We start from the raw sequence: 26,007 nt of genomic DNA, 5'->3' as shown, positions 1-26,007 counted from the left end.
GTTCTCGTACTTGTTCTATTATTCTAACTGATAGACTTTGCGTCAGCAATAGTCAAAGAACGACAATCCGGGGACGATCAGGAACGTCTCGCGTACGCTTCAAGCGACACCGGCTCGCCCCCCCGCGTTAAGGCTAATCTCCGCGGCGTCCAGGAAGCGAACGATCGCCAGCGTCTCTTCGACGGGGACCGGCGCGATGCCCGTGTCGAAAAAAGAGGCCGCGTCGGCGATGAGCCGTGCATAATGGTCTTTGAAGTCCGGATCGAGCGCAAGCGCCATAGCTTCGTCCCCGATCCGGACTTCAGCCTCATAGATATAACCTGCCTCGGGGCGCTTGCAGATGGCCGTGCCTGTCCGGCCGTCCGCCCACTCGCCCACGATGCGGTCGAATTCGTCGCAGCGCTCGGCCCGGACGGTCAGACAGTCCGGGCCGAGAAGCGCGAACAGCATTTCCGCGAGATGAATGCCGTACCAATAATAGATCGATTGCGTAGGTTCGATCTGCAGCGGACCGCTAACGGTCGCTTCAAGTATCGGCGCCTCTCCTAACGAAGCCTGCCCCATGGCGCCTTGCACGGCATACCGAAGGGCCGATACGCTGAATATCGGCACGCCATGTTCCCGCGAAAGGACCTCGATCTCGGCGGCATCGCGTCCGGATATGGCCAGCGGCTTGTCTATAAAGACAGTCTTGCCGTATGGCGCGATGCGTGCGAACAGCTCCTTGCGCACCCTGCCGTCGATGGACAGCAGCATGAGCGCATCGCAGGATGCGGCAACCTCTTCGGGTGTGTCCGCCCGGCGAATGCCGTGCTCGGTCTCGAGCCGACCCATGATCGTTCCGACGCGCGACGCGCTGAGCGGAAAATCCGGCGACCCGCCCGGCCAAGCCATCGTGACGCGGTAACCGGGCACGTGCAGCGGGTCGTTCGGATCGTTCAGCAGCTGGGTGAACGTATTCGCATGGGAGGAGTCGGTGCCGATGAGTCCGATCGTCCGGAACTTCAAGCGTGCCGCCCCCTTCCGCATGCGCGCCCGACGACAGCGGACCTTCTGCCAGCCTTCGCGAGGCGATGACCGCGAGCAGCGCCGCTCCTAGCGGAAGGCAGGCCTCGTTCAGCTCGAAGCGGGGATGGTGCAGGCCGTATGCGCGTTCCGCGCCTTCGACCGGACCCGAGCCAAGCCAGAAGAAGCATCCGGGAACATGCTTCAAATACTCGGAAAAATCCTCGCCGGCAAGCGTCGGGGCGGCTTCGAGCCTCTTGCCTGGCCCCGCAACCGCGTCGATCGCCTCCCCGACCTTCCGGGCCGCTTCGGAATGGTTCACCAATACCTGCGTCTGGCGAATATACGTCAGGCTCGCGCGGCAGCGATATCCGTCCGCGATCCGGTTCACGATCCGTTCGATGCCTTCGGGCAAGCGCTCCCGAACTTCTGGAGCGAACGCCCGGACGGTGCCCGTCATGCGGCAGGCCGAGGGAATCACATTGTTCGCGTCTCCCGCATGGATGCTGCCGATCGTCACGACGACCGGATCGAACGGCGACGTCTCGCGAGAAACCAAGCTCTGCAGCGACATGACGATCGCGCTGGCGCAGACGATCGGATCGATGCCCTGATCGGGGATGGCGCCGTGCGCGCCCTTGCCCTCGACCAGGATCTCGATGCGGTCGACCGAGCCCATTAACGGTCCTGGCCGGACGGACGTCAAGCCGGCGGACAGCGTAGGCAGGTTGTGCAGGCCGTAAATCTCGTCGACGCCTTCCAACACCCCTTCGGCAATCATCGCTTTGGCGCCTTCGTTGATCTCTTCAGCCGACTGGAAGATGAGCCTGACCGTGCCCTTCAGCGTCGACCGCGCCTGGACCAGCAGCTCGGCCGCCCCGAGCAGCATCGCGGTGTGCGCGTCGTGCCCGCAGGCATGCATCGCGCCGGGCCGCTCGCTGGCGAACGGCAGTCCGGTCTCCTCGGCGATCGGGAGGGCGTCCATGTCGGCGCGGAGCGCGACGACAGGACCCGCGGCATCGCCGACGATATCGGCTACGACCCCGTATCCGCCGAATTCCGTACGGCACGCCAATCCGAGCGCTGTCAGCCGCTGCGCGACGAGACGCGCCGTTTCGCGTTCCTCGAAGCTGAGCTCGGGAAAACGGTGCAGTTGCCGTCTTACGGCGATCAAGTCATCCGTCAGCGGCGCCGCCGCGCCGTTCCAATCGATCGGGTTCGCGCTCATGACCGGCCGCCTTTCTTGCGAAGGTCGCTTAAGATCGCTTTGCCCGTAGGCGTCTGGGCAAGTCCGCCCTTCGCCGTCTCCCGGTGCGCCTCTGGCATGGCCGCGCCGATATCCTTCATGACGCCGATGACTTCGTCCGACGGAATGACGCTGCGCACGCCGGCCAGCGCCATATCGGCCGCCGCGAGCGCCGTCACCGCGCCGAAGCCGTTCCGTACGATGCACGGGATCTCGACGAGTCCGCCGACAGGATCGCAGATCAGGCCGAGCGAATTTTTGAGCGCGAGCCCGACCGCATGGACGGCATGCTCCGGCGTGCCGCCGCGCAGCTCCGTCAGCGCGCCTGCAGCCATGCCGACCGCCGATCCGACTTCGGCTTGACAGCCGCCCTCCGCGCCGGATATGAACGATTGATTGGCAATGACATAGCCGATGGCGCCTGCCGCGAACAACGCTTCGACCATCTTGTCGTCGCTCCAGCCGAATCGTTCCTGCGTGCTCACGAATACGCCCGGAATGATCCCGCACGATCCGGCGGTCGGCGTGGCGATGATGCGGCCCATCGAGGCGTTGACCTCGGAGACGCCGAGCGCATAGGCGAGCGCCGCGCTCGCTTCGCCGCCGAGCGCCGTCCCGCCTAGCGCCCGGTACTCCATCACCCGCTTCGCGTCACCGCCCGTAAGTCCGCTGCGCGACTTCGTCTCCTCCGTCGTGCCCTTGCGCACCGCTTCCTTCATGATCTGATAGTAGCTGGCCATCTGACCGACGACCGTTTCCTCCGTTTGATCCGATTCCCGGACCTGTTCCTCGATCATATAGCGGCCGATCGTCATATCCGCTTCCCGGCATTGCGCCGACAGCTCCGCTAGCGTGGCGAATCTCATTCTTGCCCCTCCTCCTCGTTCAGATGGATCAAGCGGACCCGCTCGACTTGCGGCAGCGCCTGCAGCTCGCGCCTCACCTCGGCAGACACCGCCTGATCCATCTCCATGACGGTGAGCGCGCGGCCGCTTCTGCTCTGGCGATCGACGTCCATCGCCCGGATATTCAGATTGGCACGCCCGACGATCAGCGCCATCGCGGCGACGGTCCCCGCCATGTCCTGATGATTGACGAGCAGCGTCGGACAGTCCGCGCCGAACTTCACGTCGAATCCGTCTACGCCGACGATCTCGACGTTGCCGCCGCCGATCGAGCAGCCGACCATCGTCAGTGCTTGTTCTCCCTTGCGCAGCTCGAATCGAACCGTATTGGGATGGCCGCCGGGCCGGAGCTCGGTGCCGAATCGCAGCTCCATGCCGGCCGCTTCGGCCAGCGCGATCGAGTCCCGGATTCGTTCGTCGTCGGGCGCGCAGCCGAGCAATCCGGCCGTCACGGCCAGGTCGGTGCCGTGACCCATGTACGTTTCCGCGAACGAACCCGAGAAGATGATGTCCGCTTCGTCCGGCTGCCCGCCGAGCGCCTGGCGCGCCGTCAGCCCAAGTCTTGCGGCGCCCGCCGTATGCGAGCTGGAGGGGCCGATCATGCTGGGTCCCATGATGGAAAATACGTCTTTAAATCGCATGTCCGCCCCTCTCCCTTCGCTTTATCGATCGACCGGTTAACGCTCCTGCAGCCATTCTTCGAGATGCGCCGCGACGAACGCGTCGTCGTTGAGATCCGGATATTGCGCGTACACGCGGTCGATCTCCTCGGATTGTCCCGTCGACAGCTCCTCGTGCGGATTAAGGCACCAGGTTCCCTGGAGCAAGCCTTGGCGGCGCAGCACCTCGTGGATGCCCGGGATGCAGCCTGCGAACTGGTGAGAGGGATCGAAAAAAGCGGCGTTGGAATCGGTCACCTGAACGTTGCGGACAAGCCATTCCTTTGCGATCGCCGGCTCCTTTCTGGCCGTCTTGATCTCTTCGAGAAGCGCGACCGCCTTCTGCGTCCAAACCGCCCAGTGGCCCAGCAGGCCGCCGACGACCTGCTTTTCGACGGTCCTGCCGTCGATCGTGAAGCGATACGTCGTGAACAGGTCCGCGACGATATTGTCGTCGTTGCCGGTGTATAGCGCGATCTCGTCCTTGCGGACAGAATGGCAGACGGCACGGGCCACGTCAAGCGTCTGGTAGCGGTTGAACGGCGCCATCTTGATCGCGACGACGTTCGGGATGTCGGCGAAGGCGCGCCAGAAATCGTAGGTAAAAATTCGGCCGCCGACCGAAGGCTGCAGGTAGAAGCCGATAACCGGCATGACAGCGGCAACTTGCCTCGTCCGATCGAGCAGCGCTTCCTCGGTCAGCTGCCCAAGACCGCCCATGCTGAGGAGTACCGCATCGTAACCCAGCTTAAGCGCGGTCGCCGTCTCGCTTAGCGCCTGCTCGAGCGGTCCGCATACGCCCGCGACCTTCACGAAAGGACGGGAAGGCGCAGCCTTGTCGACTTCCTCCGCGGCCATGCGCAGCACGGTTTCGTACAGATCGTGCTCCGGATCGCGAATCTCGAACTGGGTCGAATGGACGCCGACGGCCACGCCGCCGGCACCCGAAGCGACGTAGTAGCGCGTGAGCGCCCGTTGACGTCGTTCGTCGAGCTTGCGATCCGCATCCAGCGCGAGCGGGTGCGCCGGTATAACCAATCCGTCTTGCAGCGCCGCGTTCAGCGCCTCCGATAAATATACGGTCGCCATCAGAATTTCCCCTTTCGTTCTTGGAAATGGGTCGGTTTGTTCCATGTCGCGCCGCCTTGCAGCACCCACTCTGCGGTCCAATCGATCATCTGCAGCAGCGAGACGCTCGGATAGCCGAACAGCTGGTGGGACTTCGAGGCGTTATTCAGCAGCGCGGTCTCGGATTCCTTGCCCTCGAACGTCGCTTCCTTGCCAAGCCGTTGGGACATTTGGCCTGCGGCCCATCTGACGGACATCGTCTCCGGTCCCGTCACGTTCAGGATAGCCGGAGGGCTCGAAGCGATCGCCAGGCTGCGCAGCGCCATCGCGTTGGCGTCGCCTTGCCAGATGACGTTCGCATACCCCGTCGTCAGATCGATCGGACGCCCTTCGTTGATCGCACGCGCCAGTTCCAGCAGTACGCCGTAACGCATATCGATCGCGTAGTTCAGCCTGAACATCGTCATCGGCGTGCCGTATTTGTGCGAGTGGTACTCGAAGATCCGTTCTCTGCCCAGCGTCGATTGGGCATATTCGCCGAGCGGTTCAGGCGCAATCGATTCGTCGGCGCCGCCGCCGCCCACCGGCATGAACGGATAAATGTTGCCCGAGGAAAAGACGACGATCCGCGAATCCTTATACTTTTCGGCTACGCGTCCCGGCAAGTACGTGTTCATCGCCCACGTAAAATGCTCGCGGCCCGTCGTACCGAACTTATTGCCTGCCATATAGATGACGTTCGCGGCGTTCGGCAGCGCCTTCAGCGCTTCGTCGTCGAGCAGCTCGCACGAGATCGTCTCGACACCGGCGGCTTCAAGCTCCTGCCGCGTCTCGCTGCTGCTAAAGCGCGATACCCCGATAACTCGCTTGCCGAGTCCGCCTGCGCGCACGGCGTTGGCCGCCAGCCTGGCCAGGCTCGGGCCCATTTTTCCGCCGACGCCGAGCACCACGATATCCCCGTCGATCGCGGACAGCTGCTTGACGAGCGCCTCCGACGGTTCCGCTAGCTTTGCTTCCAATTGTTCTATCGTATGCATGTGATCAGTCTCCTCTCGACTTTTACCTGATCTCATCATACGTGCGTTCGTTATATAAAGACAGGTCCATTTATCGTCTTTAAATTTACGGAAAATGACAGTGCTCTCTAAGCGATCGAAGGCAGGATTATAAATGGTGGTCCGCCAAAAAGGAAAAACGATAAACCTGGCGCGGCCTTCCCTTAGGCATCTTCTCCATGCCGGCAATGCCGACCAATCCCGCATCCGCCCATTGAAGCAGCAGTCGATGCGCGCTGCGCACCGTCACATTGAGCATCGATGCGAGCTCATGAACCTGGTAGTCGTATTTGCCGTGGCGGGACATGTAGGCGAGCAGCTTGCTCAAATAAGCGCCAGTCATCCCTGCCTCCTCCGCCCGCCGCAGCAGCTCCGGATCGAGCGGCGCCATAATCGACGCTACCGGGTCCGCCATTTCCAGCGGTCCGATGAGCGTGCGATCCTCCCGCACGATAAAGCAGGCATTGCCCCCCGCGGCGACCGATTTGCGAAGCGCGCTCCGCGCGTTCGATCCGGCCTCGCTGGCCGTCGCGCCGAAGCCGATGCCGATGCTGAGCGAGATGCCGTAAGACAGATTGGCATCCTTGGCAAGCGGGATCGTCTTATAACCGCCCGTTTCGCGCTCGAAGATTCCCCCGGGTCGTAAAAAACAAATATTCGTCGCCGCCGACTGGCGTCAAATATCCGTCAAGCGATTCGACGTAATCGAGTACCATCCGGTGAATGTCCAGCTTGAGCTTTTGGATCTCGTGCTCGCTCGCGCTCCGCTGCACAAGCTTGCCGAATTCGTCGACCGTCACCATGCCGACGACGATCTGCGATTCCTTGCCTTTGCGGGATTCGGTCGACAGCAGCGCGCGTTCCAGCGTGACGATGATATCCTCGTCCGAGGGCAGCAGAAGCGCATGCGGAATATTCAGCCGCGATAGCTCTTCCGCGACCCGCTCCACCCCGGTGAAGGCGAACACGCAATCCTGCGATTCGGCGATTTTGCGATGATGCGCGACGAGCTTGTCCGGCGAAGCATAGGACGGACCCTCATAGACGGCGATCTTCAGTCCTTCGAGCGCCAGGTCCCGGAGCGTCCGCATCACCATCGTCTTGGTCAGCGAATCGACGGATAGAACCGCCTCCGGACCGAGCCGCCCCGCCCGCTGCGCTTCGAACAAAGCTTTATACAAGCCCGCCCCTGTCAGCGGAACATGATGAACCGGCACGGCAACCGGCTTTTTCTCCTTCAGCAGTCGCTGCGGCGCAGGCCCGGACAGCAGAAGCGCCTCCACCTCGTCTTCGAGAGCGGCCGCCGTATCTGGCGCTTCCAGCTCCTGTCCGACGACCCGGACGACGGGCTCGAACGACGGAAACGCATTCAAAACTCTTAATACGCGCGAAACGACGGCCTCTGTCCCGACGACGCCTATTTTAATATGCATTAGGTATTCCTCCTGTGAAAAAGACCCCCCGAAGCCGGCGCTGTCGGGAGTCTTTTGTTTAAGGCGTCCTGCTCTAATACGCTCTCGCGAATACGACCGTATGCGCGGCCGGCTTGCCGCAGCAAAGGCACGCGGACTTCGTCGTCTGCGGCTCGAAAGGAATGTTGCGGCTTGTAGCGCCGGTCTCTTCCTTCACCTTGCTCTCGCAAGCGTCGTCCCCGCACCAGCCGGCATAGGCGAAGCCGCGCTTCTCTTCGAAAGCGGCTTTGAGCTGGTCCAGCGTCTCGACGTCGAACAGATGCGATTCGCGGAATTCAAGCGCGCGTTCGTACATCTGCGCATGTACCTCTTCGAGCATTTCGGCTACGGATGCCGCCAGATTGTCGAGCGGCACCTGCTTCTTCTCGCCCGTTACGCGGGACACGAGAACGCAGACGCCGTTTTCCAGGTCGCGCGGCCCGAGCTCGAGGCGAATCGGGATGCCTCGCATCTCGTATTCGTTGAACTTCCAGCCCGGCGACACGTCGGAGCGATCGTCCACGCGAACGCGAATGCCTGCGTTTTTAAGCTCGGCGAACAGCTCGTCCGTCTTCGCGATGACCGTCTCGCGCGTCTTGGGGGGGCCGATCGGAATCATGATCACCTGCGTCGGCGCCACCTTCGGCGGCAGCACGAGGCCGCGGTCGTCGCCATGCACCATGATCAGCGCGCCGATCAATCGCGTGCTCACGCCCCAGGAGGTCGTGTGGCAATACTCCTGCGTGTTTTCCCGGCTCAAATACTTGATATCGAACGCTACGGCGAATTTGGTGCCGAGATAGTGCGAGGTGCCGGCTTGCACGGCGCGCCCGTCCTTCATCATCGCCTCGATCGAGTACGTGTCGACGGCGCCCGCGAAGCGCTCCGAAGGCGTCTTCTGGCCCTTGATGACCGGAATCGCTAGCACGCTTTCCACGAAGTCCGTGTAGACGTCCAGCATCTGCATCGTCTCGCGGCGGGCGTCGGCCTCGTCCTCGTGCGCCGTATGCCCTTCCTGCCACAGAAACTCGCTCGTACGCAGGAACGGCATCGTCCGCTTTTCCCAGCGGAAAACGTTCGCCCACTGGTTGATGAGCAGGGGCAAATCGCGGTACGAGTTGATCCACTTGGCGTACATATGCCCGAACATCGTCTCCGACGTCGGACGTACGGCCAGCCGCTCCTCCAATATCTCGCCGCCAGCCTCCGTCACCATCGGCAGCTCCGGATTAAAGCCCTCGACATGCTCTTTTTCCTTTTGGAAAAAGCTCTCGGGGATGAGCAGCGGGAAATACGCGTTGCGGTGACCGGTCTCCTTGAAGCGACGGTCCAGATCGCGCTGGATATTCTCCCACAGCTCGTAGCCCTCGGGCCGGAATACGATACAGCCGCGCACCGGCGAATAGTCCATGAGCTCGGCCTTTTTTGATGACGTCGATATACCACCGGCTGAAGTCCTCGGCCTGCGGCGTTATTTCCGTTACGAATCCTTTATCCTTGGACATAAGCTCCCCTACCCCTGACAACCTGGAATTTAGCCTTTAACCAACCTAAGTATATCGTTATACGTGACGACGACCATCAGCAGCATCAGTGCCGCGAATCCGATAAAGTGAACGAGGCTCTCGCGGTTCGGATCGACCGGACGGCCGCGGATTGCCTCGATGCCGATGAACAGCAGGCGGCTGCCGTCGAGCGCCGGGATCGGCAAGAGGTTGAAGATCCCGAGATAAAGGCTAAGAATCGCGCCCCACCAGGTCAGCTGCGTCACGCCCTGCTTGGCGATCTCCACGGTCACCTGCGCCGTGCCGACCGGTCCGTTGAGCTCTTCGAGCTTGACCTCGCCGAAAATAATTTTGCGGAAGCCGTCGAAAATTTTCTTCGTGCTGTCCACCATCGCGTGGCCTGCCAGCGAAAATGTCTCTCCGAAGCCGGGATGACGCATCTCAGGCGCCATGACGATACCAACCTTACCCGTGTCCGCATTCGGCGTCACCGTTAATTTCAGCTCTTGCCCGTCCCGGTTCACGATCCAGTTCATCGGCTTGCCGGCGCTGCCCGTGATTGCCTGCGACAGCTTTTGGCTGTCTCCTGCGACAGGGACGCCATTGACGGAGACGACCAGGTCGCCCTTCTGCAGGCCGGCAGCCTTCGCCGCGCCGTCCGACGTTACTTCATTAATAAAAATTTTCGTATTGGGCTCGACCGCTACGCCGTACGATTGGAAAAAGACGGCGAAAAGCACAAACGCCAAAATAAAGTTCATGAGCGGACCGGCGAAAATGGTCATCGCCTTCTTGCCTGCCGAAGCGCTGCCGAATTGGCGGTCCAGCGGCGCGATCTGCGTGTCTCTGCCCTTCGCAACGATGAGCGCCTGCGGGTGCACGTCATACCGCTGTACGTCGCCGTCCACGTCCAGCGTTAAATAGAGATGCCGCTCGAGATCCAGCGCCGTCACTTCGCCCCGCAAAATCTGGGTGCGTTCGTCAAGCCGATCCAGGTAGATGCGGGTCACCTTGTCGTCCTTGATCCGAACGCCTACCGTATGCCCCGCTTGCACCTCGACGACCTCGGGATCTTCGCCCGCCATCCGCACGAAGCCGCCGATCGGCAGCAGCCGCAGCGTGAATCGGCTCTCCCCACGCTTGATCGAGAACAGCTTCGGGCCGAACCCGATCGCAAACTCCCGCACGAGCACCCCGGCCCGCTTGGCAAAATAAAAGTGTCCGAACTCGTGTATCGAGACGAGCACGAAAAAGACGAGAACCGTTAGAAAAACAACCTGTACCATATCCATGCAAGTTACCCTCCGTTCGCCCTAACGGCTGTCCTTAGATTAACATTATTCGCCGAGGCGATACAAGAGAATACGGGCCTTGCAAAAAAGGTCGGTTGCTATTTGCGCCACCCCGCCGCCGCCTCTCGCGCCAGCCCGTCCGCGAAGGCGATCTCTTCGAGATCGGGCTCGGCGGTCGTCGCATGCGCCGCGAGCGCCGATTCGACGATCTCCTCGATGGCCAGGAACGAAATCTCGCGGTTCAGAAAACGCGCCACGGCGACTTCGTTCGCCGCGTTGAACACGGTCGGCGCGGTTCCGCCGGCTCTCCCCGCCTCAAACGCCATCCTCAGGCAAGGATACCGCTCGAAATCCATCTCCTTGAAGCGCAGCGTGCCCGAACGCAGCAGATCGAGCGGGGTTGCCGGCGACGGGCGGCGCTCCGGGTAGGTGAGCGCGTACTGGATCGGCACGCGCATGTCCGGATTGCCGAGCTGCGCCATGACGCTCGTGTCGACGAATTCGACCATCGAGTGCACGATGCTCTCCGGATGCAGCACGACGTCGATCCGGTCGTACGGAAGATCGAACAGCCAGTGCGCCTCGATCACCTCGAGCCCTTTGTTCGCCATCGTCGCCGAATCGATCGTAATCTTGGCGCCCATCGACCAGTTGGGATGCTTAAGCGCGTCTTCGACCGTCACGCCGGCAAGCTCGCTGCGAGCGCGGTCGCGGAAGCTCCCGCCGGAAGCGGTAATGACAAGGCGCCGTATCGTGCCGCGATCTTCGCCGTTCAGGCATTGGAAGATCGCGGAATGCTCGCTGTCGATCGGCAGCAGCGGCACGCCGCGGTCCGCGGCGCGGCGCGTTACGATATGTCCGGCCGTTACCAGCGTCTCTTTGTTCGCCAGCCCGATCGTAGCGCCGGCATCGATCGCGGCAAGCGTAGACTTCAAGCCGAGACTTCCCATCAGGGCGCATACGACGTAGCCGGCGCCGGCACCGGCAGCGGCTTCGATCAAGCCTTCATTGCCCCAGACAAGCTTCGTGCCTGCCGGCAGGTCCGACCTGATCTTGTCGGCCAGCGTCTTCGAACCGATCGAGACGAGTTTGGGCCTGAAGCGATGGGCTTGTTCGAGCAATTGCTCGTGCCGCGTTCCGGCCGCCAGGCTAACGACCTCATAGGCGTCCGGGTCCCGCGAGACGACGTCCAGCGTCTGAGTTCCTATCGAACCGGTACTACCGAGCACCGCCACCTTCTTTTTCAAGCCATTCCCTCCGTTATGTACGGCTAAGATGTTCAGATCAATCCGAGTAAATGGACAAGCGGAAAAACGATCAGCCAGCTGTCCGTACGGTCAAGCACGCCGCCATGTCCGGGAAGCAGGTTGCCCGAGTCCTTTACGCCGCGAAGCCGCTTGTAGGCGGATTGGATCAAATCGCCGAGCTGACCGGCGACGGCGGCGGCGAGCGCGACCGAGAGCGCTGTTCCGTAACCGATCCAGTCCGGCCATATAATGGCGAATATGAGCGCTACGAGCAGCGCGATGACGAGACCTCCGAGCGCGCCTTCGACCGTCTTGTTCGGGCTGATCGACGGCCACAGCTTCGTCCTGCCGATCGCTTTTCCGACAAAGTAAGCGCCTGCGTCCGAAGCCCAGATGCAAAAAAAGACGAGCAGCGGCCAGAACATGCCATGCGGCATCTCGCGGGTTAGCGCCATGTAGCGGAAGCCGAGTCCGATATAAAAAAGCGCCGACGAACAGCAGCGCCGATTGATCGAGCGTAATCTTGTTTTTGCTGAAAACGGTCGCCGACAACAACGCGAACATCAGCACCCACGATACCGCCTCTGCGCTCGGCGTCGTCCAACCAAACGGCAGCCGCGGCATGGCGAGCACGAGCGTTGCAGCAAAGCCGCAAAGCACGTCCATTCGGCTAGCCGGCAACTGGTTTAGCTTGACGAATTCATGATATCCGATAAGCGCTAGCGCCGCGAGCATGAGTGAATAGTACCAACCGCCCAGCCATAACAACGCTAAAAACGCGGCGCCGGCGACGACGCCCGTCACGATCCGTTGCCCCATCGCCTTAGATCCCTCCGTAGCGGCGCGCGCGCCTTTGGTACTCGCGAATCGCATCGTGAAAATGCGCTTCGGAAAATTCCGGCCAATACACATCCGTAAACCAAAACTCGCTGTAAGCCAGCTGCCACAGCATAAAATTGCTAAGTCGCAGCTCGCCGCTGGTGCGAATGAGCAGATCCGGATCCGGAAGGTCTCCGCTCAGGAGCGACTGCTGGAACGTTTGCTCGTCGATATCGTCGGGCGACAGCTCGCCCGACGCCGCGCGCTTCGCGATCGTTTTGGCCGCCTCCACGATTTCCATCCGGCTCCCGTAGTTAAGCGCAAAGTTCAGAACGAGTCCCGTGTTGTTCGCCGTACGGCGCACCGCCTCTTCGATCGCGTCAAGCGTAAAGTCGGGCAGCAGGTCCCGCACGCCCATCATTTTCACCTGCACGTTGTTGCGGATCAAGTCTTCGAGCTCGATCGACAGAAACTCCTGCGGCAGTTTCATCAGAAAATCGACTTCGGCTTTGGGCCGCTTCCAGTTTTCAGTCGAAAACGCGTACATCGTCAAAAACTCCACGCCGAGACGATCCGCTGCTTGGGTAATGCGCTTGACGGCCTTCATGCCGCTATGGTGTCCCGCCACCCGCGGCAGTCCGCGGGCTTTGGCCCAGCGTCCGTTGCCGTCCATGATGATGGCCACGTGCCGGGGAATTCGGCCTTCCTTCAGCAAATCCTCGGACGTCTTGGACTGCGAGCTTCCCGCTCGCCCTTGCCCGCCGTCCTCCCGTTTGCCGAACAGACCGCCTAAGAATCGATTGCTCATGGCTGTTCCCCCTGGATTTAGCGACCATTAAATAGCCCCACCGAGTGGGGCTTGCGCTGGAGCAAAACTGAAGTTCACTGCGGGGATCCCCGAAAATTCAAACGAACCCCACCTTTCGGAGGGGCCGGTCGAAACTTAAACTTCCATAATTTCTTTTTCTTTGGCGGACAAGATCTTGTCCACCTCTGCGACGAAGCGATCCGTCGACTTTTGAATATCGTCCTGATGGCGGCGGGATTCGTCTTCCGAAATCTCGCCCTTTTCTTTTTTCTTGATGTCGTCGTTGGCGTCGCGGCGAATGTTGCGGATGGCGACCTTCGCTTCTTCGCCGAACTTTTTGGTCGACTTGACCAGATCGGCGCGGCGCTCTTCCGTCAGCGGCGGGATGTTCAGCCGAATGATCGTGCCGTCGTTCGCCGGGGTGAGCCCTACGTCCGACTTGAGGATCGCTTTTTCGATTGCGGCCAGAGCCGATTTGTCCCACGGCTGTATGATCAGCGTACGGGAATCCGGCGTATTGATCGTGCCGAGTTGGTTGACCGGCGTAAGCGCGCCGTAATATTCGGCTTGGACGCGGTCGAGCATTGCGGCGGATGCGCGTCCCGCACGCAGCGTAGACAAGTCGCGGCGCAGTGCGGCCAGCGCTTTTTCCATCCGTTCTTCTGCGTTTTTCTTGATCGTTTGAGGCACTTAGTTCACGCTCCCCTTGACGATTGTTCCGATTTTCTCGCCCAGTACCGCGCGCTTGATGTTGCCCGGCTCGGTAATCGCGAAGACGAGAAGCGGGATGTTGTTGTCCATGCACAGCGAGGATGCCGTCGAATCCATGACGCCCAGATTCTTGTTCAGTACGTCGAGGTACGTCAACTGCTCGTACTTCTCCGCCGTCGGATCCTTGAACGGATCGGCGCTGTATACGCCGTCGACCTTGTTCTTGGCCATCAGGATCACTTCGGCTTCGATCTCGGCGGCCCTGAGCGCGGCCGTCGTATCGGTCGAGAAGAACGGGTTGCCCGTTCCGGATGCGAAAATGACGACGCGTCCCTTTTCAAGGTGGCGAATCGCCCGGCGCCGAATGTAAGGCTCCGCGATTTGCTGCATGGCAATGGAGGATTGCACGCGAGTCGGCACATCGATCTGTTCCAGCGCGTCCTGCAAGGCAAGCGAATTCATCACCGTCGCCAGCATCCCCATGTAGTCGGCCGTCGCGCGGTCAATGCCCTTCTGGCTGCCCGAGATGCCGCGCCAGATGTTGCCGCCTCCGCATACGATGGCGACTTCTACGCCAAGCGCTACGACTTCCTTGATTTGTTCGGCGATCGAGACGATCGTCGTTGCGTCGATCCCGTAACCGGTCGATCCTGACAACGACTCTCCGCTTACCTTCAACACCACGCGTTTGTAGACGGGTCGATTCAACGTTAGTACCTCCACCATGGTCGATTTCTGTGCGGGAAGCGGACTTCCCGGCGAACCTGATCTTTAAGCGCTCTTTAAAAAAAGGGAACACCGCGTGTCCCCCCTGGCATTCCGATTAAACTTTGACTTGCGCCATAACTTCTTCGACGAAGTTGTCTTGCTTCTTTTCGAGTCCTTCGCCCAGTTCGAAGCGAACGAAGCGACGGATGGAGATTTGCTCTCCGATCGTGGAGATCTTCTCGTTAAGCAGCGTTTGAATCGTCTTGTCCGGATCTTTGACGAACGATTGCTCGAGCAGTACGTTTTCTTCGTAGTACTTGTTCAGACGGCCTTCGACGATCTTTTCGACGATTTTCTCCGGCTTGCCTTCGTTCAGCGCCTGGTTGCGAAGAATTTCGGCTTCTTTGTCCAGGTCTGCTTGTTGAACTTCTTCGCGGCGAACGACCAGCGGATTGGCTGCTGCGATATGCATCGCGATGTCGCGTACCAGTTCTTTGAATTGATCCGTCATGGCGACGAAGTCGGTCTCGCAGTTGACTTCGACGAGCACGCCGATGCGGCCTGCGCCGTGGATGTAAGATTCTACGCGGCCTTCGGTAGCGATACGGTCGCCCTTCTTCGCCGCAGCGGCAAGACCCTTCTCGCGAAGCAGGTCGGCTGCCTTCGTGATGTCGCCGCCGGCTTCTTCAAGCGCCTTTTTGCAATCCAACATGCCCGCTCCCGTTCTTTCGCGAAGCGCTTTTACGTCTGCTGCGTTAACTGCCATGGGATTCCCTCCTGGTATGTGGCCGCCGGACGCCTCTTGCGCGGACGGCTTTCGATTGGTTTATGTTTTCAAAAAAAGGGCGGTGAGAAGGTTCTCTTCTGACCACCCTTGACCTCGCAATGCTGTAAGAACCGGCTGGCTTAGGCGGTCGTTTCTTCGCCTTGGCGGGATTCGACGATGGCGTCGGCCATCTTGCTCGTCAGCAGCTTAACGGCGCGGATCGCGTCGTCGTTGCCTGGAATGACGTAGTCGATCTCGTCCGGATCGCAGTTCGTGTCGACGATGCCGACGATCGGGATACCCAGCTTGCGGGCTTCTGCGACGGCGATGCGCTCCTTGCGCGGATCGATGATGAACAGCGCGTCAGGCAGTCTGCGCATGTGCTTGATGCCGCCGAGGAACTTCTCGAGACGCTCTTTTTCCTTGCGAAGGATGATGACTTCCTTCTTAGGCAACACTTCGAACGTGCCGTCCTGCTCCCACTTGTCCAGCTGGTGCAGACGATCCGTACGCTTTTGAATCGTGGAGAAGTTGGTCAGCGTGCCGCCGAGCCAACGTTGGTTGATGTAGAACTGGCCGCTGCGCTCCGCTTCTTCCTTCACGGAATCCTGCGCTTGCTTCTTCGTGCCGACGAACAGCATCGTGCCGCCTTGCTCGCCGAGCTGGCGAACGAAGTTGTACGCTTCGTCGACTTTCTTGACCGTCTTTTGCAGGTCGATGATGTAGATGCCGTTCCGTTCGGTAAAGATGTACTTGTCCATCTTCGGGTTCCAGCGACGCGTTTGGTGACCGAAGTGTACGCCAGCTTCGAGAAGCTGCTTCATCGAAATAACTGCCATTTAAACTTGCACCTCCGTATGGTTTTGGATCGTGAATCTCCTCCGCCGGTTCGCGCTTCCCGCCAGAACTTCGCTTCTGCGAAGCACCGCTGACGGAATTGAACGGCGTGCGTTTTTTCACACCGTTTAACAATATAACATATGGGTGGCCGGCTTGCAACACAAGCCGGCCACCCGATCGGCCCCGCGCTTATAGACGAATGGGCCTTTTTTATTTATTTTTGTCGCGGAGCAGCTCGGCGATAATCTCGTCGTACGTCATTTGACCTTCGAATACGCTGAGTCCGACCCGCATTTTGCCGCTGTAAGGCTTGGCCGCCTTGACGAAGGCCGCCTTGTCCTGAATGACGCCGAGCGCCTTCAGGCCGGTCGCGACCTTGTCCAGCGAATCGCCGGCCGCGACGTAAAGTCCTAGCCTCGATTCAGGGCCGGATTCCGCCGCCTGCGTAGGCGATGGCGTTGCTGAAGCGCTGGGCGCGGGCGTGCTTGCGGGGGCCGCCGTCCCATCGGCAGCTTGCCCGGACTTTTCTTCCTCGGCCGCCAGTGCGTCAGCTTTGGCCTTTGCGGCAGCCTCGTCAAGCTGGGCTTGCGTGTACATCGGCTCGCTCAGCTTGTACATGGCGTATCCTTTCCCTTCGGCTTGCTCCTGAAGCTGGGCGACGCTAAGCGGCTCGGGCGGCAATGCCGTGCCCGCGCTTAAATCCTCGCCGAAGGTCATGAGCTGCAGCAGGGCGGCGCCGGCCATCAGGCCGACGCCGAAGCCGACCAGCAGCGCGCGGCGCTTGTTCATGGCCGGTTCACCTCCCGCTTGGCGAGCTGCAAAATTAGCTGCACTTCGCCTTTGTTCATATTCATCGCCTTGGCCACCTGTTCCACCGAACGCCCCCGCTCGTACAGCTCCAGCAGTTCCGCGTAGCGTTCGCGAATCGCCGCCGGGCGCTCGGGCGTTCCGCCGTTATTGCCGATATCCGGCGCGCCGTCATCGGCTGCTCCGCCCAGCTGAAGGCGATTCCGGCCATTCTCGGAACTCGGCGAAGGCCGATCCGCTTCGTGCGTAAGACCGGACTGTGCCGGCGCTTTTCGTTCAGCGGCGTTCGTAGATCCGCTCGCCGGCGGACCGGCTTCCGGCAGGCTGCCCCCCGTCGCCGATTGAAGGTCGGCGCCGACAGGCAGCGCCGGCGACGCCGCGCGCACTTTCGTCGCCACGGACGGTTCTCGGCCAATCGTTTCCGACTTCCTGTATGCGGCGGCTTCCTCCATCTGACGCTCCAGCTCGCGAATGCGCCGGCCGAGACGGCTCACCGTATCGTCCTGCTCTCGCTTGAAGGCCGCCACCGCGTCCACGAGTTCGCGGTTTTCCGTCTCCAAATCTTCGAGCAGCCTATCGTAGGCTTCTTCATTAACGACTGCGGCAGCTTGCTCCTTCGGCTCGGGCTTCAGCCAGCCGTAACCCGCGATGGCGGCCCCGGCGATCACGAGCGTAACCCACGGATCCATGTCCAAAACACTCTCACTTTCCCGATGCTATAGCGACAGGTCGATATGATGCCCTTTATACGGATGTTCGGCCGCGTGCGTCTCCGTCTGCTCGTGCTCGCCTGCCCGCTTCTTTTTCGCGAAAGGTCTCTTCTGACGGCTTTCCTTCGGATCGTCCTCGTCCGAGATCGATTTATGTCCGGTGCCTTCCGACTTGGCGTTCCGCTTGGCGTCCCTTTCGGCCAGCTTCTGGGCTTGCGCGCCAAGCGCAGCTTGGTCGATAGCCTGGCGAAGCTGCTGGGAAGCCTGCAGAGGCGTCAATTCGATCGAGCGAGGAATCGAGGTTTGCACGTCGATCGGCTTGTAGCTCATGGCCGTTTGCCTCCTGTCGCGTTATAAAAGCGTTGCCATGGCGATCTCGCCTTCGTCGTAACGGAAGGTTACCCGTTTGGCGCTGTCTTTGACGAAACGCGTGTAACGCCCGATGACGATTTTCGTGCCTCCGAAAACGGTATGTAATACGTTAACCTTAGCCTGATCCGTATCTTCGAGGGTGCGTTCAATCTCGAGGATGTTCGCCTTGGCGACCTTCAGCTCTTCAGTCACCAGCCTGCGCGTCGAATTCAACTTGATCCGCATGGTCAACCGGTCGGCGGACAACTGCCCTGCCGCGGCCAGCTGGTCAAGCAATACGAGCGCTTTTTCCGTCTTGTCCAGACTTTCGGACAATTGCCGAACTTGCTGGCGGAGATCGGCAAGCTCCTGCCGCAGCTCCGGTTTAAGCCCGACCTCGATGGAGGTTACCGTAGACATCGAATTGCCGATCGTGCGGGCCACGACCAGGTCTCCCGCCTGCAGCAAGCCGCCCACGATCAAGCCCTTGGCGCCTTCGCAGCGGATGCTCCGAACGGCCCGGATGTTCGAATGCATGATGCTCTGCGAAACGATAACGTCCTGACCCGCCGTCACGTTGCTCTCTTGAACGAACGAACACTTGACGTCGACGCCTGCTTTGACATGGCCTTTGCCCGAACCGATGATGCCGCCGGATATCTCGATCGAACCGTCCGACTCCAGATCCGCTCCCTCCACGCCGCCGGTGACCCGGATATCCCCGGACGCTCGAATGCGGAAGCCGGTCAGCACGTTGCCGCGAATGACGACGGTACCCACGAAATCGATGTTGCCCGTATGATAATCGACGTCGCCGTTGATCTCGTAGACGGGAAATACGTTCAGCTTGTCTTTGTCCGTCCATGTGACGAGTCCGTCCATCGCGGCGTACATGGCCGTTTTGTCCGGATTGACGACGACGTTTTTGCCGACTTTAAAGCTCGCCTCTTTGCCTTCTTTGGGGGCGACGGGGTCGCCCGTCACCGCTATGCCCGCCGTGCCGGGGAGCGGAGGCACCCGCGTTGCGATCAGCTGGCCCGTCTTGACGTTGGCCAGCTGCTTCATCTCCCTATAATCGACGCTGCCGTCTTCTCGCTCCGCCGGCCTTTTCGACTGGCTCTGATCCTCGAACAAAACTTTGACGTAGCCGTTGACGCCCGGGTTCGGTTGAAGACCGATCGCCACGACATTATCGGTGTAAAAAAAACGCTTGCGGATTTTCGGCAATCTGAGCGAGCAGCTCCTGCTGAATGCCGTAACGAACGCCGGCTGACGCAAGGAGCGCCTCGAGTTGCCGGACGTTCGCCTCTTTCGTTTCTTCGATCGGCTTGATCAACAGACGGGCCGCCATGCGGTCTTCCGAAATTTTGACTTGAAAGACTTGGCCGGTCGCAAACGCCTCTTCCCCTCGCATTATAAATCCCCCCTTTCCGGTTCTATTTCTGAAGCAACTGGTCCTTATGCTTGCCGAGCGCGCCGCGCAGACGCAATATGGCCTTGGAATGAAGCTGCGAGATGCGGGAAGGCGACAACGACATCACCTCGGCAATCTCGCTCAAAGACAGATCCTCGTAATAAAAAAAGAGAGACAACCGTTCGCTCTTTCAGGCGTGAGCTTGTCGATGCCGGCCGCCAGCGAGTCTCGCAAATAGGTCTCGTGCACCTTCGACTCGGGGCTTTGCGCCTTGTCGTCCACGAGCAGCGACATCCGCGTCTCGGCATCCTCCTCGCGGATGGGCTCCTCGAGCGATCCGACCGTCGCGACGGCGACCTCCTGGAGCATTTGCTGGAATTCTTTGTCCGTTATATTTAAGTAGCTGCATATCTCTTCGTCTGTAGCGGAGCGAAGGTTCCGCTGCTCCAGGACGGCGTATGCATCTTCCATTTTTTTCGCTTTGTCCCGAACGGACCGCGGCACCCAATCGCCCTGGCGCAGCCCGTCGATGATCGATCCGCGAATACGCCAGGAAGCGTACGTTTCGAACTGCAGCCCCCGCAGATGATCGAATTTTTCGATGGCGTCGATCAGGCCCATCGAACCGTTGCTGACCAGATCGTCTTTGGAGACGTTTTTCGGCAAACCTGCAGCCATGCGGCTGGATACGTAATCGACGAGCGGAATGTACTTTTCGATCAAGCCTTTTTTTGCTTCGGTGTCGCCTTCTTCCTTCCAGCGGCACCACAGGTCGTAATGGGACAGCTTGGAACTCTTGGGTTCTGCCATCGCTGCATCACCTTCCTTAATCGTCGTTCAGGCGCCGGATCGCCTGTGCGACTTGTTCCGGATTCTGGTCGATCGAGACGAGCCTTGGGGGCTTGAGCGGCTCGAAGCCGGCGGATTGCGACTCTTCGTTGCCCGTCCATTGTTCCCGCATAAGGCGGGAAAGAGATTCGTCGTCTTCGGCCGGCGTCGTCATATCCAGAACGATCCCTCGCTCCTCTTCCGCTCGCTCTTTGTCTCCGCCAAGCGTTTTGGCGGGCTGCAGCAGCTGCTGCAGGACGATGCGGGCGAACAGGCCGAGCAAGCCGAACGCAAGGAAGGCGTACAGGCCTCGCACAAGCGAAGTGAGCGGCGGATTGCTGGACGAGGAGATCAAAAAAACCAAAACGGCCCCGAATATCGCGAATCCTAAATTCCATCGCCATGGCACGCTCATTTCAAATCTCCTTTACCCCGTTCTGCACGCTGCGGATCGTCAAAATGCCGCTCGCGCTGCTAAATTCGATCGTCCTGCCGAAATTGCCTCCCGTATCCTCGGCGATGACGGGAATATCGTACGCGGCGAGCGCCAGCTTCGTGGACTCCACGTTGCGAGGACCGATGCGCATGCTGTCGCTGCCGCTCGCGAACGCGAACATTTGCGCGCCCCCCGCCAGCTTCGCGACGAGCCGCCTCACATTGGCTCCGCCGGCCTTCAACCTGGACAGCAGCTCGGGAACGGCAGTATCCGCGTACTTCGCGATGTTCAGCTGTCCCTCCCGCGCGATATCCGAGCTCGGAAGCATAATGTGCGCCATGCCGGCGATGCCGATATTCGCGTCGTGAAGCGTCAGCCCGACGCAGGAGCCGAGCCCGGTCGTCTTGAGCGAGTCTCCGCCCGAGGCGACATTCAAGTCCGCCATTCCGATTTTCACGATAATGACTTCTTTCATTAGATAGGCACTCCTAGCGCGCGGAACAAGCGCTCGAACGACTCGGGATCGGGAATAAAGAAAAAGTGCCCCTCCGCCCGCCGGTCGTCCTCCAAAAATGTCGTATCGATGAGCAGCGCCTCGTCGCCCATCGTGCCGAATTGTACCAGTCCGTAACTCAGGATCGCGCCGGCCATATCGACAGCGATCGCAGGCACGGTCGGCGACAGCGGCAAGCCGGTCAGATCGGCCAGAGACGACAGATACGAGCCGGCAAGAATATTGCCGATCTCGCTAAGCGCGGACAGCTCCATCTCCGTATATTGCGGTCCATCCGAGAGCTCGAACGAGAGCAGGCCTTGAAGCAGCGCGCGCGCCTGGTTCTGGCTCATCAGGAAAAACATGTTGCCTGGCGCCTCGCCCTCCACGCGAAGGAAGATGGCGACCACGACCTCCTCGGCGCCGCCGACGCGGTCGGCGATGTCCTCGAAAGGAATAAAGCTTACTTTTGGGACGGCCATGTCGATCGGCTTGTCGAGCAGGCGGGAGAGCGCGGTCGCCGCATGTCCCGCACCGATGTTTCCGACCTCGCGCAGCACGTCCATTTTGAATTCTGCGTTATGGCTGAACAGTTCCATGCCGTCAAGCTCCGAACTGTTCGAGCTGGATGATCTCCGAGCGGTTGAGGACCTCGGACAGATTCAGCAGGATGAGCAGGCGGTTTTCGCCGAATTTGGCCACGCCGCTCAAATATTTGGCTTTGATGCCGCCGACGACTTCGGGCGGGTTTTCGACCATGTCCGTGTTCAGGTCGATGACGTCGTTCGCCGAATCGACGATAAAACCGACTTCAAGCTCGTTGGCCGCTACGATGATGATCCGCGAGTTTTCCGTCGGTTCGGATTCGGGAAGTCCGAAGCGGCTGCGCAGGTCGATGACCGGTACGACGATGCCGCGTAGGTTGATGACGCCTTTTACGAAAACCGGCGTCTTCGGCACGCGCGTCACCGGCGTCATTCGTTCGATCGTCCGCACCTTGTCAACCTCGATGCCGTATTCCTCGTGTGCGAGCGTAAAAACGATAACCTTGAAATCTTCTGCCATGACAGCTTCCTCCTCGGATAGGAACGATTATTTGATAAGCGCGTTCGGATCTACGATCAGCGCGACTTGCCCGTCTCCCAAAATCGTCGCGCCGGAGATGACGTCCAGATTCGTCAAATACTTGCCGAGCGTCTTCAATACGATCTCGCTCTGTCCGATCAATTCATCCACCAGCACGGCCGCGAGCTTCTCGCCCTTGCGGATGACCAACATCTCGGTCTCCTGCTCGTTTTCCTCCGAATAATCCGGCGAATCCAGCACCGCCGCGAGCGACAACACCGGAATGATCGACTTGCGGTATTCGATGACTTTGGCGCCGTGCAAGTCGCGAATCGCGCTCCGCTGAACGATCCCCGTCTCGACGATGGAGGACAGCGGGATAGCGAACTTTTCCGAACCGAGCTTGACCAGCATCGCCGTGATGATCGACAGCGTGAGCGGCAGCTGAATCGACCACTTGGAGCCCTGTCCGGCCTTGGAGGTGACCGATACGACGCCGCCGAGCGATTCGATCTTCGACCTGACGACATCGAGGCCGACGCCGCGTCCCGATATGTCAGAGATCTTGTCCGCCGTGCTGAAGCCTGGGGCGAAAAGCAGCATGTTGATCTCGTCGTCGCTCAGCTTTTTGGCTTCGTCCGGAGAGACGATGCCCTTCTTGACGGCGATGTCGAGTACTTTAGGCTGGTTGATGCCGCGCCCGTCGTCTTCGATCTCGATGAAAACATGGTTGCCGCTGTGGAACGCCCTCAGGTTGACGACGCCCGTCTCCGGCTTGCCCGCCTCGCGGCGGCCTTCGATCGTCTCTACGCCATGGTCGACCGAGTTGCGGATCAAGTGCACGAGCGGATCCCCGATCTCGTCGATGACCGTCCGGTCGAGCTCCGTCTCGGCGCCGGTGATGACCAGGTCGAGCTTTTTGCCGAGCGACTTGGCGAGGTCCCGCACCATCCGCGGGAAACGGTTGAACACGCTGTCCACCGGCACCATTCGCAGCTTCAGGACAATGTTTTGCAGGTCGCTGCTCACGCGCGCCATATGCTCGACCGTCTCGGTCAAGTCGTTGCGGCGGACTTCGCTCGCAAGCTGTTCGAGCCTGACGCGGTCGATGAGCAGCTCGCTGAACAGATTCATGAGCGAGTCAAGCCGTTCGATATCGACCCGGATCGTCTTGTTCGCCACGGGCGCTGCTGCAGGCGCCCTCGCAGGCGCTTCGGATGCGGCGGGCTTGACGGTGGCAGCTGCCGCAGGGGAAGGCGCCGTCGCCGTCGCGGCCGCTTGCTGCACGGCCTCTTGCATTTGCTGCTGCGCGCTGCGCGACTCGTCGAGCTCGCTTAAGCTCTCCAGATCGAGCGGGACGACACTTACCGATTCGAGCTCGGAGATTTTGTCGAGCGTGTCTTGCAGTTCTTGTTGCGGAATGCGGGAAATGTAATCAGACCGAAAACTGATGGCCGAATTGTTCTTGCTCGATATCCTGCACCGAAGGATGCGACTTGACGAGCTCGCCGTTGCGCTCGAGCGCATCGAATACCATGTAAGCCCGGACGCCCTTCAGCAGGCAATCCTCGCGTATGGTTACTTCGATATGAAAGGCGGGGCTCCCGTTTTCGATCGACTGCCTGAGCACCGACAGCTGGTACTGGTCGAGCAGTAGATGCGTAGCCACCATGGCGAGCTCAGACGAACCGCTTACGGCGGCAGCTTGTCCGGCGGCTGCCGGCGCGGCCGGCTCGCCCTTGACGATCTGCTTGAGCTGCGACACGAGCTCCTTGACGTCCGCGCTGCCCGTTCCGCCGCCAACGACGTCCTGGACCATGCCTTCAAGCGAATCGAGACATTTGAAAAGCGTATCGAAAATGTGACCGTTCATTTTCAGCTTGTCGTTGCGCACCAAGTCGAGAACGTTCTCCATCTCGTGCGTCAGCGAGGCCAGATCCTCGAACCCCATCGAAGCCGACATGCCCTTAAGCGTATGGGCAGATCGGAAGATGACCTGAACGATGCTGATATCCTCGGGCTGCTGCTCGAGACGCAGCATGTTTTCGTTAAGCGACTGCAGATGCTCGTTCGCTTCGTCGATAAAAATGGACAAGTACTGATTCATTTCCACTGGGCGTCACCTCCTGAATGGCTCATCTGCATTAAAGCTGCTTCGCTTTTGGCTTTTCGACCGATTTGACCAGCTCGGGGGCGATGCGATGCAACGGTACGGCGGTCTGCGCCGCGCCGCACTCCATCGCCGATCGCGGCATGCCGTATACGACGCAGGTTTCCTCCGCTTCGGCGATCAGCGTCGCCGCCCCGTCTTCCCGCAGCGCCTTCATCGCCTTGGCCCCGTCGCTGCCCATGCCCGTCATGAGGACCGCGTGTCGTCTTAGCTCCCGACGTCCGACCAGCGAACCGAACATGACATCGACCGATGGCCGGTGGCCGCTGACCGGGTCTTCTTCGGTAAGTCCGATCCTGTAACCGCCGCCGGCTTCCTTGATCAGCTTAAGATGCTTGCCTCCCGGCGCCAGGTAAGCTTGTCCAGGGAGCACCCGGTCGCCGTCCGCCGCCTCGCGCACCTCGATCGCAGAGCAAGAATCGAGCCGCTGCGCAAGCGAATGCGTGAACTTTGGCGGCATGTGCTGCACGATCAGGATCGGCGCCGGAAACGAGGCCGGTATTGCCGACAATACTTCATGCAGAGCCCGAGGCCCGCCAGTCGACGTTCCGATCGCCACGATATCGGTGAAGGCGTCCGTTTGACGACTTGACGGGGGCAAAAGCGTCTTAGACGGCTTGTCCGGCGGCGGCCCTTTAATCGCCGGATCGGGCGGGATCGGCTTCGGCGGTTTGAGCGAATTCGCGACCGGCGCGCGCTGTTCCGCAGGCGTTTTTCCGGTTAGTCCCGCTTTCTCGGGCAGCCGGCTTTTCGGATCGAATTTGCCGCTTTCCGCAGCAACCGGCGGCGGCTTCGGCGTCGTTCGCCGTGCCGAAGGCAGCTCTGACAGAGGCTTGCCGGGAATTGCAGGACGTTCGATGGATGCAGCCGTTTCTTCATGGGCTGCGGCTCCGTTCGCGAGACGCCCAACCGTATCCATGCCGCCACGTTCTGCCGAAGGCTCATGCGTCTGAAGATCCAGGACGCTAGACGCAGAATGTTCTGGCGCATCGTTTTCAATGTACGAAGAAACCGATGCTTCGTCTGCTTCTCCGTCCGGCGCCTTCACTTCCTTAACCGTTCGGTCCGGCGCGAGCTCTGCATCGGCTTGAATGACCATCGCTTCCGCGCCTTCCTCCGTCATCCGCCTAAGTCTCAACTCGCCGGAAGCCAGTAGTTCTCTTGCTATATGCAATTTTTCGATCAACATCTCGCCCATGTGCGAAACATCGAGCTTCAAAGCGCCGTCGGGCTTGCGGACGAAGTCGAAAGCGCCAAACTGAAGGGCACGGATCGTATCCCGCGTCCCCGGTCCGTCACCGCCGACATCATGATGACCGGCGTCGGGCATTCGGCCATAATTCGCTGGAGCGCCTCGAGCCCGTTGATTTCGGGCATTTCCAGATCCATGACCGCGATATCCGGCTTCAGCTCGCGCACTTGTCGAACGGCGTCCGCCCCATTGGCAGCCGTCCCTACGACTTCGAACGCGGCGTCGCCGGCGACCAGGTCTCCGACCAGTTTCCTCATGAAAGGGGAATCGTCAACGACCAGCACCGTAAATGCTTTCATGCTTTCTCCTCCCCTTTCGCTTTTGACGTTCGGTCCGTCAGCTCCACAGCTTGCGAACGCGCTGGAGGAAGCCTTTGATGTTCGTCTGCACGGAAGT

The 26,007-nt window shown here is 60.3% G+C and carries 24 protein-coding genes and 5 pseudogenes; all 29 read right to left on the bottom strand.

All coding sequences use genetic code 11. From position 1 onward, the window contains the following. Window positions 1–99 precede the first annotated feature (99 nt). The 29 genes and pseudogenes from OMP38_RS24170 to OMP38_RS24030 all read right to left on the bottom strand — a co-directional run bounded on the left by OMP38_RS24170 (window position 100) and on the right by OMP38_RS24030 (window position 25,910). Entirely contained in the window at window positions 100–564 is a 465-nt protein-coding gene (locus OMP38_RS24170) for a Gfo/Idh/MocA family oxidoreductase (protein WP_277567343.1), read from the bottom strand. Beyond that, window positions 527–2,233 (bottom strand): M20 metallopeptidase family protein, encoded by a 1,707-nt coding sequence (locus OMP38_RS24165; RefSeq protein ID WP_338130630.1) that lies wholly within the window; start codon window positions 2,231–2,233, stop codon window positions 527–529. Before OMP38_RS24165 ends, OMP38_RS24170 begins: the two co-directional genes overlap by 38 nt. Further along, complete coding sequence (sdaAA, locus tag OMP38_RS24160) at window positions 2,230–3,117, bottom strand: L-serine ammonia-lyase, iron-sulfur-dependent, subunit alpha (RefSeq protein ID WP_277567342.1); 888 nt, start codon at window positions 3,115–3,117, stop codon at window positions 2,230–2,232. Before sdaAA ends, OMP38_RS24165 begins: the two co-directional genes overlap by 4 nt. Then, window positions 3,114–3,797, bottom strand: coding sequence for an L-serine ammonia-lyase, iron-sulfur-dependent subunit beta (gene sdaAB, locus OMP38_RS24155; protein WP_277567341.1), 684 nt, complete (start codon window positions 3,795–3,797; stop codon window positions 3,114–3,116). Before sdaAB ends, sdaAA begins: the two co-directional genes overlap by 4 nt. A 36-nt stretch (window positions 3,798–3,833) precedes the next feature. Beyond that, entirely contained in the window at window positions 3,834–4,904 is a 1,071-nt protein-coding gene (locus OMP38_RS24150; protein ID WP_277567340.1) for a dihydrodipicolinate synthase family protein, read from the bottom strand. Beyond that, on the bottom strand, window positions 4,904–5,920 hold the full coding sequence (locus OMP38_RS24145) for an NAD-dependent epimerase/dehydratase family protein (RefSeq protein WP_277567339.1): 1,017 nt from the start codon (window positions 5,918–5,920) through the stop codon (window positions 4,904–4,906). The genes OMP38_RS24150 and OMP38_RS24145 overlap by 1 nt, the downstream gene beginning before the upstream one ends. Window positions 5,921–6,047: 127 nt before the next feature. Beyond that, the gene (locus tag OMP38_RS35060) at window positions 6,048–6,389 is read right to left on the bottom strand and encodes a hypothetical protein (protein ID WP_338130629.1); all 342 of its coding nucleotides are present in this window, start codon (window positions 6,387–6,389) and stop codon (window positions 6,048–6,050) included. A gap of 151 nt (window positions 6,390–6,540) precedes the next feature. Beyond that, window positions 6,541–7,371, bottom strand: coding sequence for a hypothetical protein (locus OMP38_RS35055; protein ID WP_338130628.1), 831 nt, complete (start codon window positions 7,369–7,371; stop codon window positions 6,541–6,543). A 73-nt stretch (window positions 7,372–7,444) separates the two neighbouring features. Continuing rightward, a pseudogene (gene proS / locus OMP38_RS24135) lies at window positions 7,445–8,894 on the bottom strand (proline--tRNA ligase). Between the two features lie 29 nt (window positions 8,895–8,923). Further along, on the bottom strand, window positions 8,924–10,186 hold the full coding sequence (gene rseP, locus OMP38_RS24130; RefSeq protein WP_277567338.1) for an RIP metalloprotease RseP: 1,263 nt from the start codon (window positions 10,184–10,186) through the stop codon (window positions 8,924–8,926). Window positions 10,187–10,284: 98 nt separating this feature from the next. Beyond that, window positions 10,285–11,433, bottom strand: a complete 1,149-nt coding sequence (locus OMP38_RS24125) for a 1-deoxy-D-xylulose-5-phosphate reductoisomerase (RefSeq protein WP_277567337.1) — start codon at window positions 11,431–11,433, stop codon at window positions 10,285–10,287. Window positions 11,434–11,465: 32 nt separating this feature from the next. Continuing rightward, window positions 11,466–12,252: pseudogene (locus OMP38_RS24120) on the bottom strand (phosphatidate cytidylyltransferase). Between the two features lie 4 nt (window positions 12,253–12,256). After that, window positions 12,257–13,060 (bottom strand): isoprenyl transferase, encoded by an 804-nt coding sequence (locus OMP38_RS24115; RefSeq protein WP_277567336.1) that lies wholly within the window; start codon window positions 13,058–13,060, stop codon window positions 12,257–12,259. A gap of 135 nt (window positions 13,061–13,195) precedes the next feature. Then, window positions 13,196–13,750, bottom strand: coding sequence for a ribosome recycling factor (gene frr, locus OMP38_RS24110; protein WP_090117355.1), 555 nt, complete (start codon window positions 13,748–13,750; stop codon window positions 13,196–13,198). Continuing rightward, complete coding sequence (gene pyrH / locus OMP38_RS24105; RefSeq protein ID WP_217595948.1) at window positions 13,751–14,479, bottom strand: UMP kinase; 729 nt, start codon at window positions 14,477–14,479, stop codon at window positions 13,751–13,753. A 115-nt stretch (window positions 14,480–14,594) separates the two neighbouring features. Then, on the bottom strand, window positions 14,595–15,245 hold the full coding sequence (gene tsf, locus OMP38_RS24100; protein ID WP_090117357.1) for a translation elongation factor Ts: 651 nt from the start codon (window positions 15,243–15,245) through the stop codon (window positions 14,595–14,597). Window positions 15,246–15,385: 140 nt separating this feature from the next. Then, window positions 15,386–16,084: a 30S ribosomal protein S2 gene (gene rpsB / locus OMP38_RS24095; protein WP_090117358.1), complete on the bottom strand. Its 699-nt coding sequence runs from the start codon at window positions 16,082–16,084 to the stop codon at window positions 15,386–15,388. Window positions 16,085–16,295: 211 nt separating this feature from the next. After that, window positions 16,296–16,874: a hypothetical protein gene (locus OMP38_RS24090; RefSeq protein WP_277567335.1), complete on the bottom strand. Its 579-nt coding sequence runs from the start codon at window positions 16,872–16,874 to the stop codon at window positions 16,296–16,298. Further along, entirely contained in the window at window positions 16,871–17,581 is a 711-nt protein-coding gene (locus tag OMP38_RS24085) for a hypothetical protein (RefSeq protein ID WP_277567334.1), read from the bottom strand. Before OMP38_RS24085 ends, OMP38_RS24090 begins: the two co-directional genes overlap by 4 nt. A 27-nt stretch (window positions 17,582–17,608) precedes the next feature. Beyond that, a complete protein-coding gene (locus tag OMP38_RS24080; RefSeq protein ID WP_090117361.1) occupies window positions 17,609–17,932 on the bottom strand; it encodes a hypothetical protein in 324 nt (107 codons plus the stop codon). Window positions 17,933–17,953: 21 nt separating this feature from the next. Then, a pseudogene (locus OMP38_RS24075) lies at window positions 17,954–19,367 on the bottom strand (DUF342 domain-containing protein). Window positions 19,368–19,389: 22 nt separating this feature from the next. Then, window positions 19,390–20,177: pseudogene (locus OMP38_RS24065) on the bottom strand (FliA/WhiG family RNA polymerase sigma factor). Window positions 20,178–20,193: 16 nt separating this feature from the next. Then, window positions 20,194–20,610 carry a hypothetical protein gene (locus OMP38_RS24060; protein WP_277567331.1) on the bottom strand — a complete coding sequence of 139 codons (417 nt, stop codon included), beginning with the start codon at window positions 20,608–20,610 and terminating at the stop codon, window positions 20,194–20,196. 1 nt (window position 20,611) lies between these two features. After that, entirely contained in the window at window positions 20,612–21,106 is a 495-nt protein-coding gene (locus tag OMP38_RS24055; RefSeq protein WP_277567330.1) for a chemotaxis protein CheD, read from the bottom strand. Continuing rightward, the gene (locus OMP38_RS24050) at window positions 21,106–21,723 is read right to left on the bottom strand and encodes a chemotaxis protein CheC (RefSeq protein WP_277567329.1); all 618 of its coding nucleotides are present in this window, start codon (window positions 21,721–21,723) and stop codon (window positions 21,106–21,108) included. The genes OMP38_RS24055 and OMP38_RS24050 overlap by 1 nt, the downstream gene beginning before the upstream one ends. Before the next feature lie 4 nt (window positions 21,724–21,727). Next, window positions 21,728–22,189: a chemotaxis protein CheW gene (locus tag OMP38_RS24045; RefSeq protein WP_277567328.1), complete on the bottom strand. Its 462-nt coding sequence runs from the start codon at window positions 22,187–22,189 to the stop codon at window positions 21,728–21,730. Between the two features lie 27 nt (window positions 22,190–22,216). Then, window positions 22,217–24,302, bottom strand: a pseudogene (locus OMP38_RS24040) (chemotaxis protein CheW). 31 nt (window positions 24,303–24,333) lie between these two features. Beyond that, complete coding sequence (locus OMP38_RS24035) at window positions 24,334–25,557, bottom strand: CheB methylesterase domain-containing protein (protein WP_277567327.1); 1,224 nt, start codon at window positions 25,555–25,557, stop codon at window positions 24,334–24,336. 17 nt (window positions 25,558–25,574) lie between these two features. Then, window positions 25,575–25,910: a response regulator gene (locus tag OMP38_RS24030; protein WP_277567326.1), complete on the bottom strand. Its 336-nt coding sequence runs from the start codon at window positions 25,908–25,910 to the stop codon at window positions 25,575–25,577. Window positions 25,911–26,007 lie beyond the last annotated feature (97 nt).

The organism is Cohnella ginsengisoli (assembly GCF_029525555.1).
Classification (GTDB): Bacteria; Bacillota; Bacilli; order Paenibacillales; family Paenibacillaceae; genus Cohnella; species Cohnella ginsengisoli.
The sequence above is the reverse complement of the archived record's forward strand: the minus strand, read 5'-3'. Positions and strand labels throughout refer to the sequence as shown.

Bases quoted from the DNA above. Each gene is read 5' to 3' on its own strand.
- OMP38_RS24055 (WP_277567330.1), bottom strand. From the start codon at position 21,106: ATGAAAGAAGTCATTATCGTGAAAATCGGAATGGCGGACTTGAATGTC.
- sdaAB (WP_277567341.1), bottom strand. From the start codon at position 3,797: ATGCGATTTAAAGACGTATTTTCCATCATGGGACCCAGCATGATCGGC.
- OMP38_RS24150 (WP_277567340.1), bottom strand. From the start codon at position 4,904: ATGGCGACCGTATATTTATCGGAGGCGCTGAACGCGGCGCTGCAAGAC.
- OMP38_RS24145 (WP_277567339.1), bottom strand. From the start codon at position 5,920: ATGCATACGATAGAACAATTGGAAGCAAAGCTAGCGGAACCGTCGGAG.
- OMP38_RS24085 (WP_277567334.1), bottom strand. From the start codon at position 17,581: ATGGATCCGTGGGTTACGCTCGTGATCGCCGGGGCCGCCATCGCGGGT.
- OMP38_RS24080 (WP_090117361.1), bottom strand. From the start codon at position 17,932: ATGAGCTACAAGCCGATCGACGTGCAAACCTCGATTCCTCGCTCGATC.
- OMP38_RS24170 (WP_277567343.1), bottom strand. From the start codon at position 564: ATGGGGCAGGCTTCGTTAGGAGAGGCGCCGATACTTGAAGCGACCGTT.
- rpsB (WP_090117358.1), bottom strand. From the start codon at position 16,084: ATGGCAGTTATTTCGATGAAGCAGCTTCTCGAAGCTGGCGTACACTTC.
- OMP38_RS35055 (WP_338130628.1), bottom strand. From the start codon at position 7,371: ATGCATATTAAAATAGGCGTCGTCGGGACAGAGGCCGTCGTTTCGCGC.
- tsf (WP_090117357.1), bottom strand. From the start codon at position 15,245: ATGGCAGTTAACGCAGCAGACGTAAAAGCGCTTCGCGAAAGAACGGGA.
- OMP38_RS24090 (WP_277567335.1), bottom strand. From the start codon at position 16,874: ATGAACAAGCGCCGCGCGCTGCTGGTCGGCTTCGGCGTCGGCCTGATG.
- OMP38_RS24060 (WP_277567331.1), bottom strand. From the start codon at position 20,610: ATGAGCGTGCCATGGCGATGGAATTTAGGATTCGCGATATTCGGGGCC.
- OMP38_RS24035 (WP_277567327.1), bottom strand. From the start codon at position 25,557: ATGGGCGAGATGTTGATCGAAAAATTGCATATAGCAAGAGAACTACTG.
- OMP38_RS24045 (WP_277567328.1), bottom strand. From the start codon at position 22,189: ATGGCAGAAGATTTCAAGGTTATCGTTTTTACGCTCGCACACGAGGAA.
- OMP38_RS24030 (WP_277567326.1), bottom strand. From the start codon at position 25,910: ATGAAAGCATTTACGGTGCTGGTCGTTGACGATTCCCCTTTCATGAGG.
- OMP38_RS24050 (WP_277567329.1), bottom strand. From the start codon at position 21,723: ATGGAACTGTTCAGCCATAACGCAGAATTCAAAATGGACGTGCTGCGC.
- sdaAA (WP_277567342.1), bottom strand. From the start codon at position 3,117: ATGAGATTCGCCACGCTAGCGGAGCTGTCGGCGCAATGCCGGGAAGCG.
- OMP38_RS24165 (WP_338130630.1), bottom strand. From the start codon at position 2,233: ATGAGCGCGAACCCGATCGATTGGAACGGCGCGGCGGCGCCGCTGACG.
- OMP38_RS24115 (WP_277567336.1), bottom strand. From the start codon at position 13,060: ATGAGCAATCGATTCTTAGGCGGTCTGTTCGGCAAACGGGAGGACGGC.
- rseP (WP_277567338.1), bottom strand. From the start codon at position 10,186: ATGGATATGGTACAGGTTGTTTTTCTAACGGTTCTCGTCTTTTTCGTG.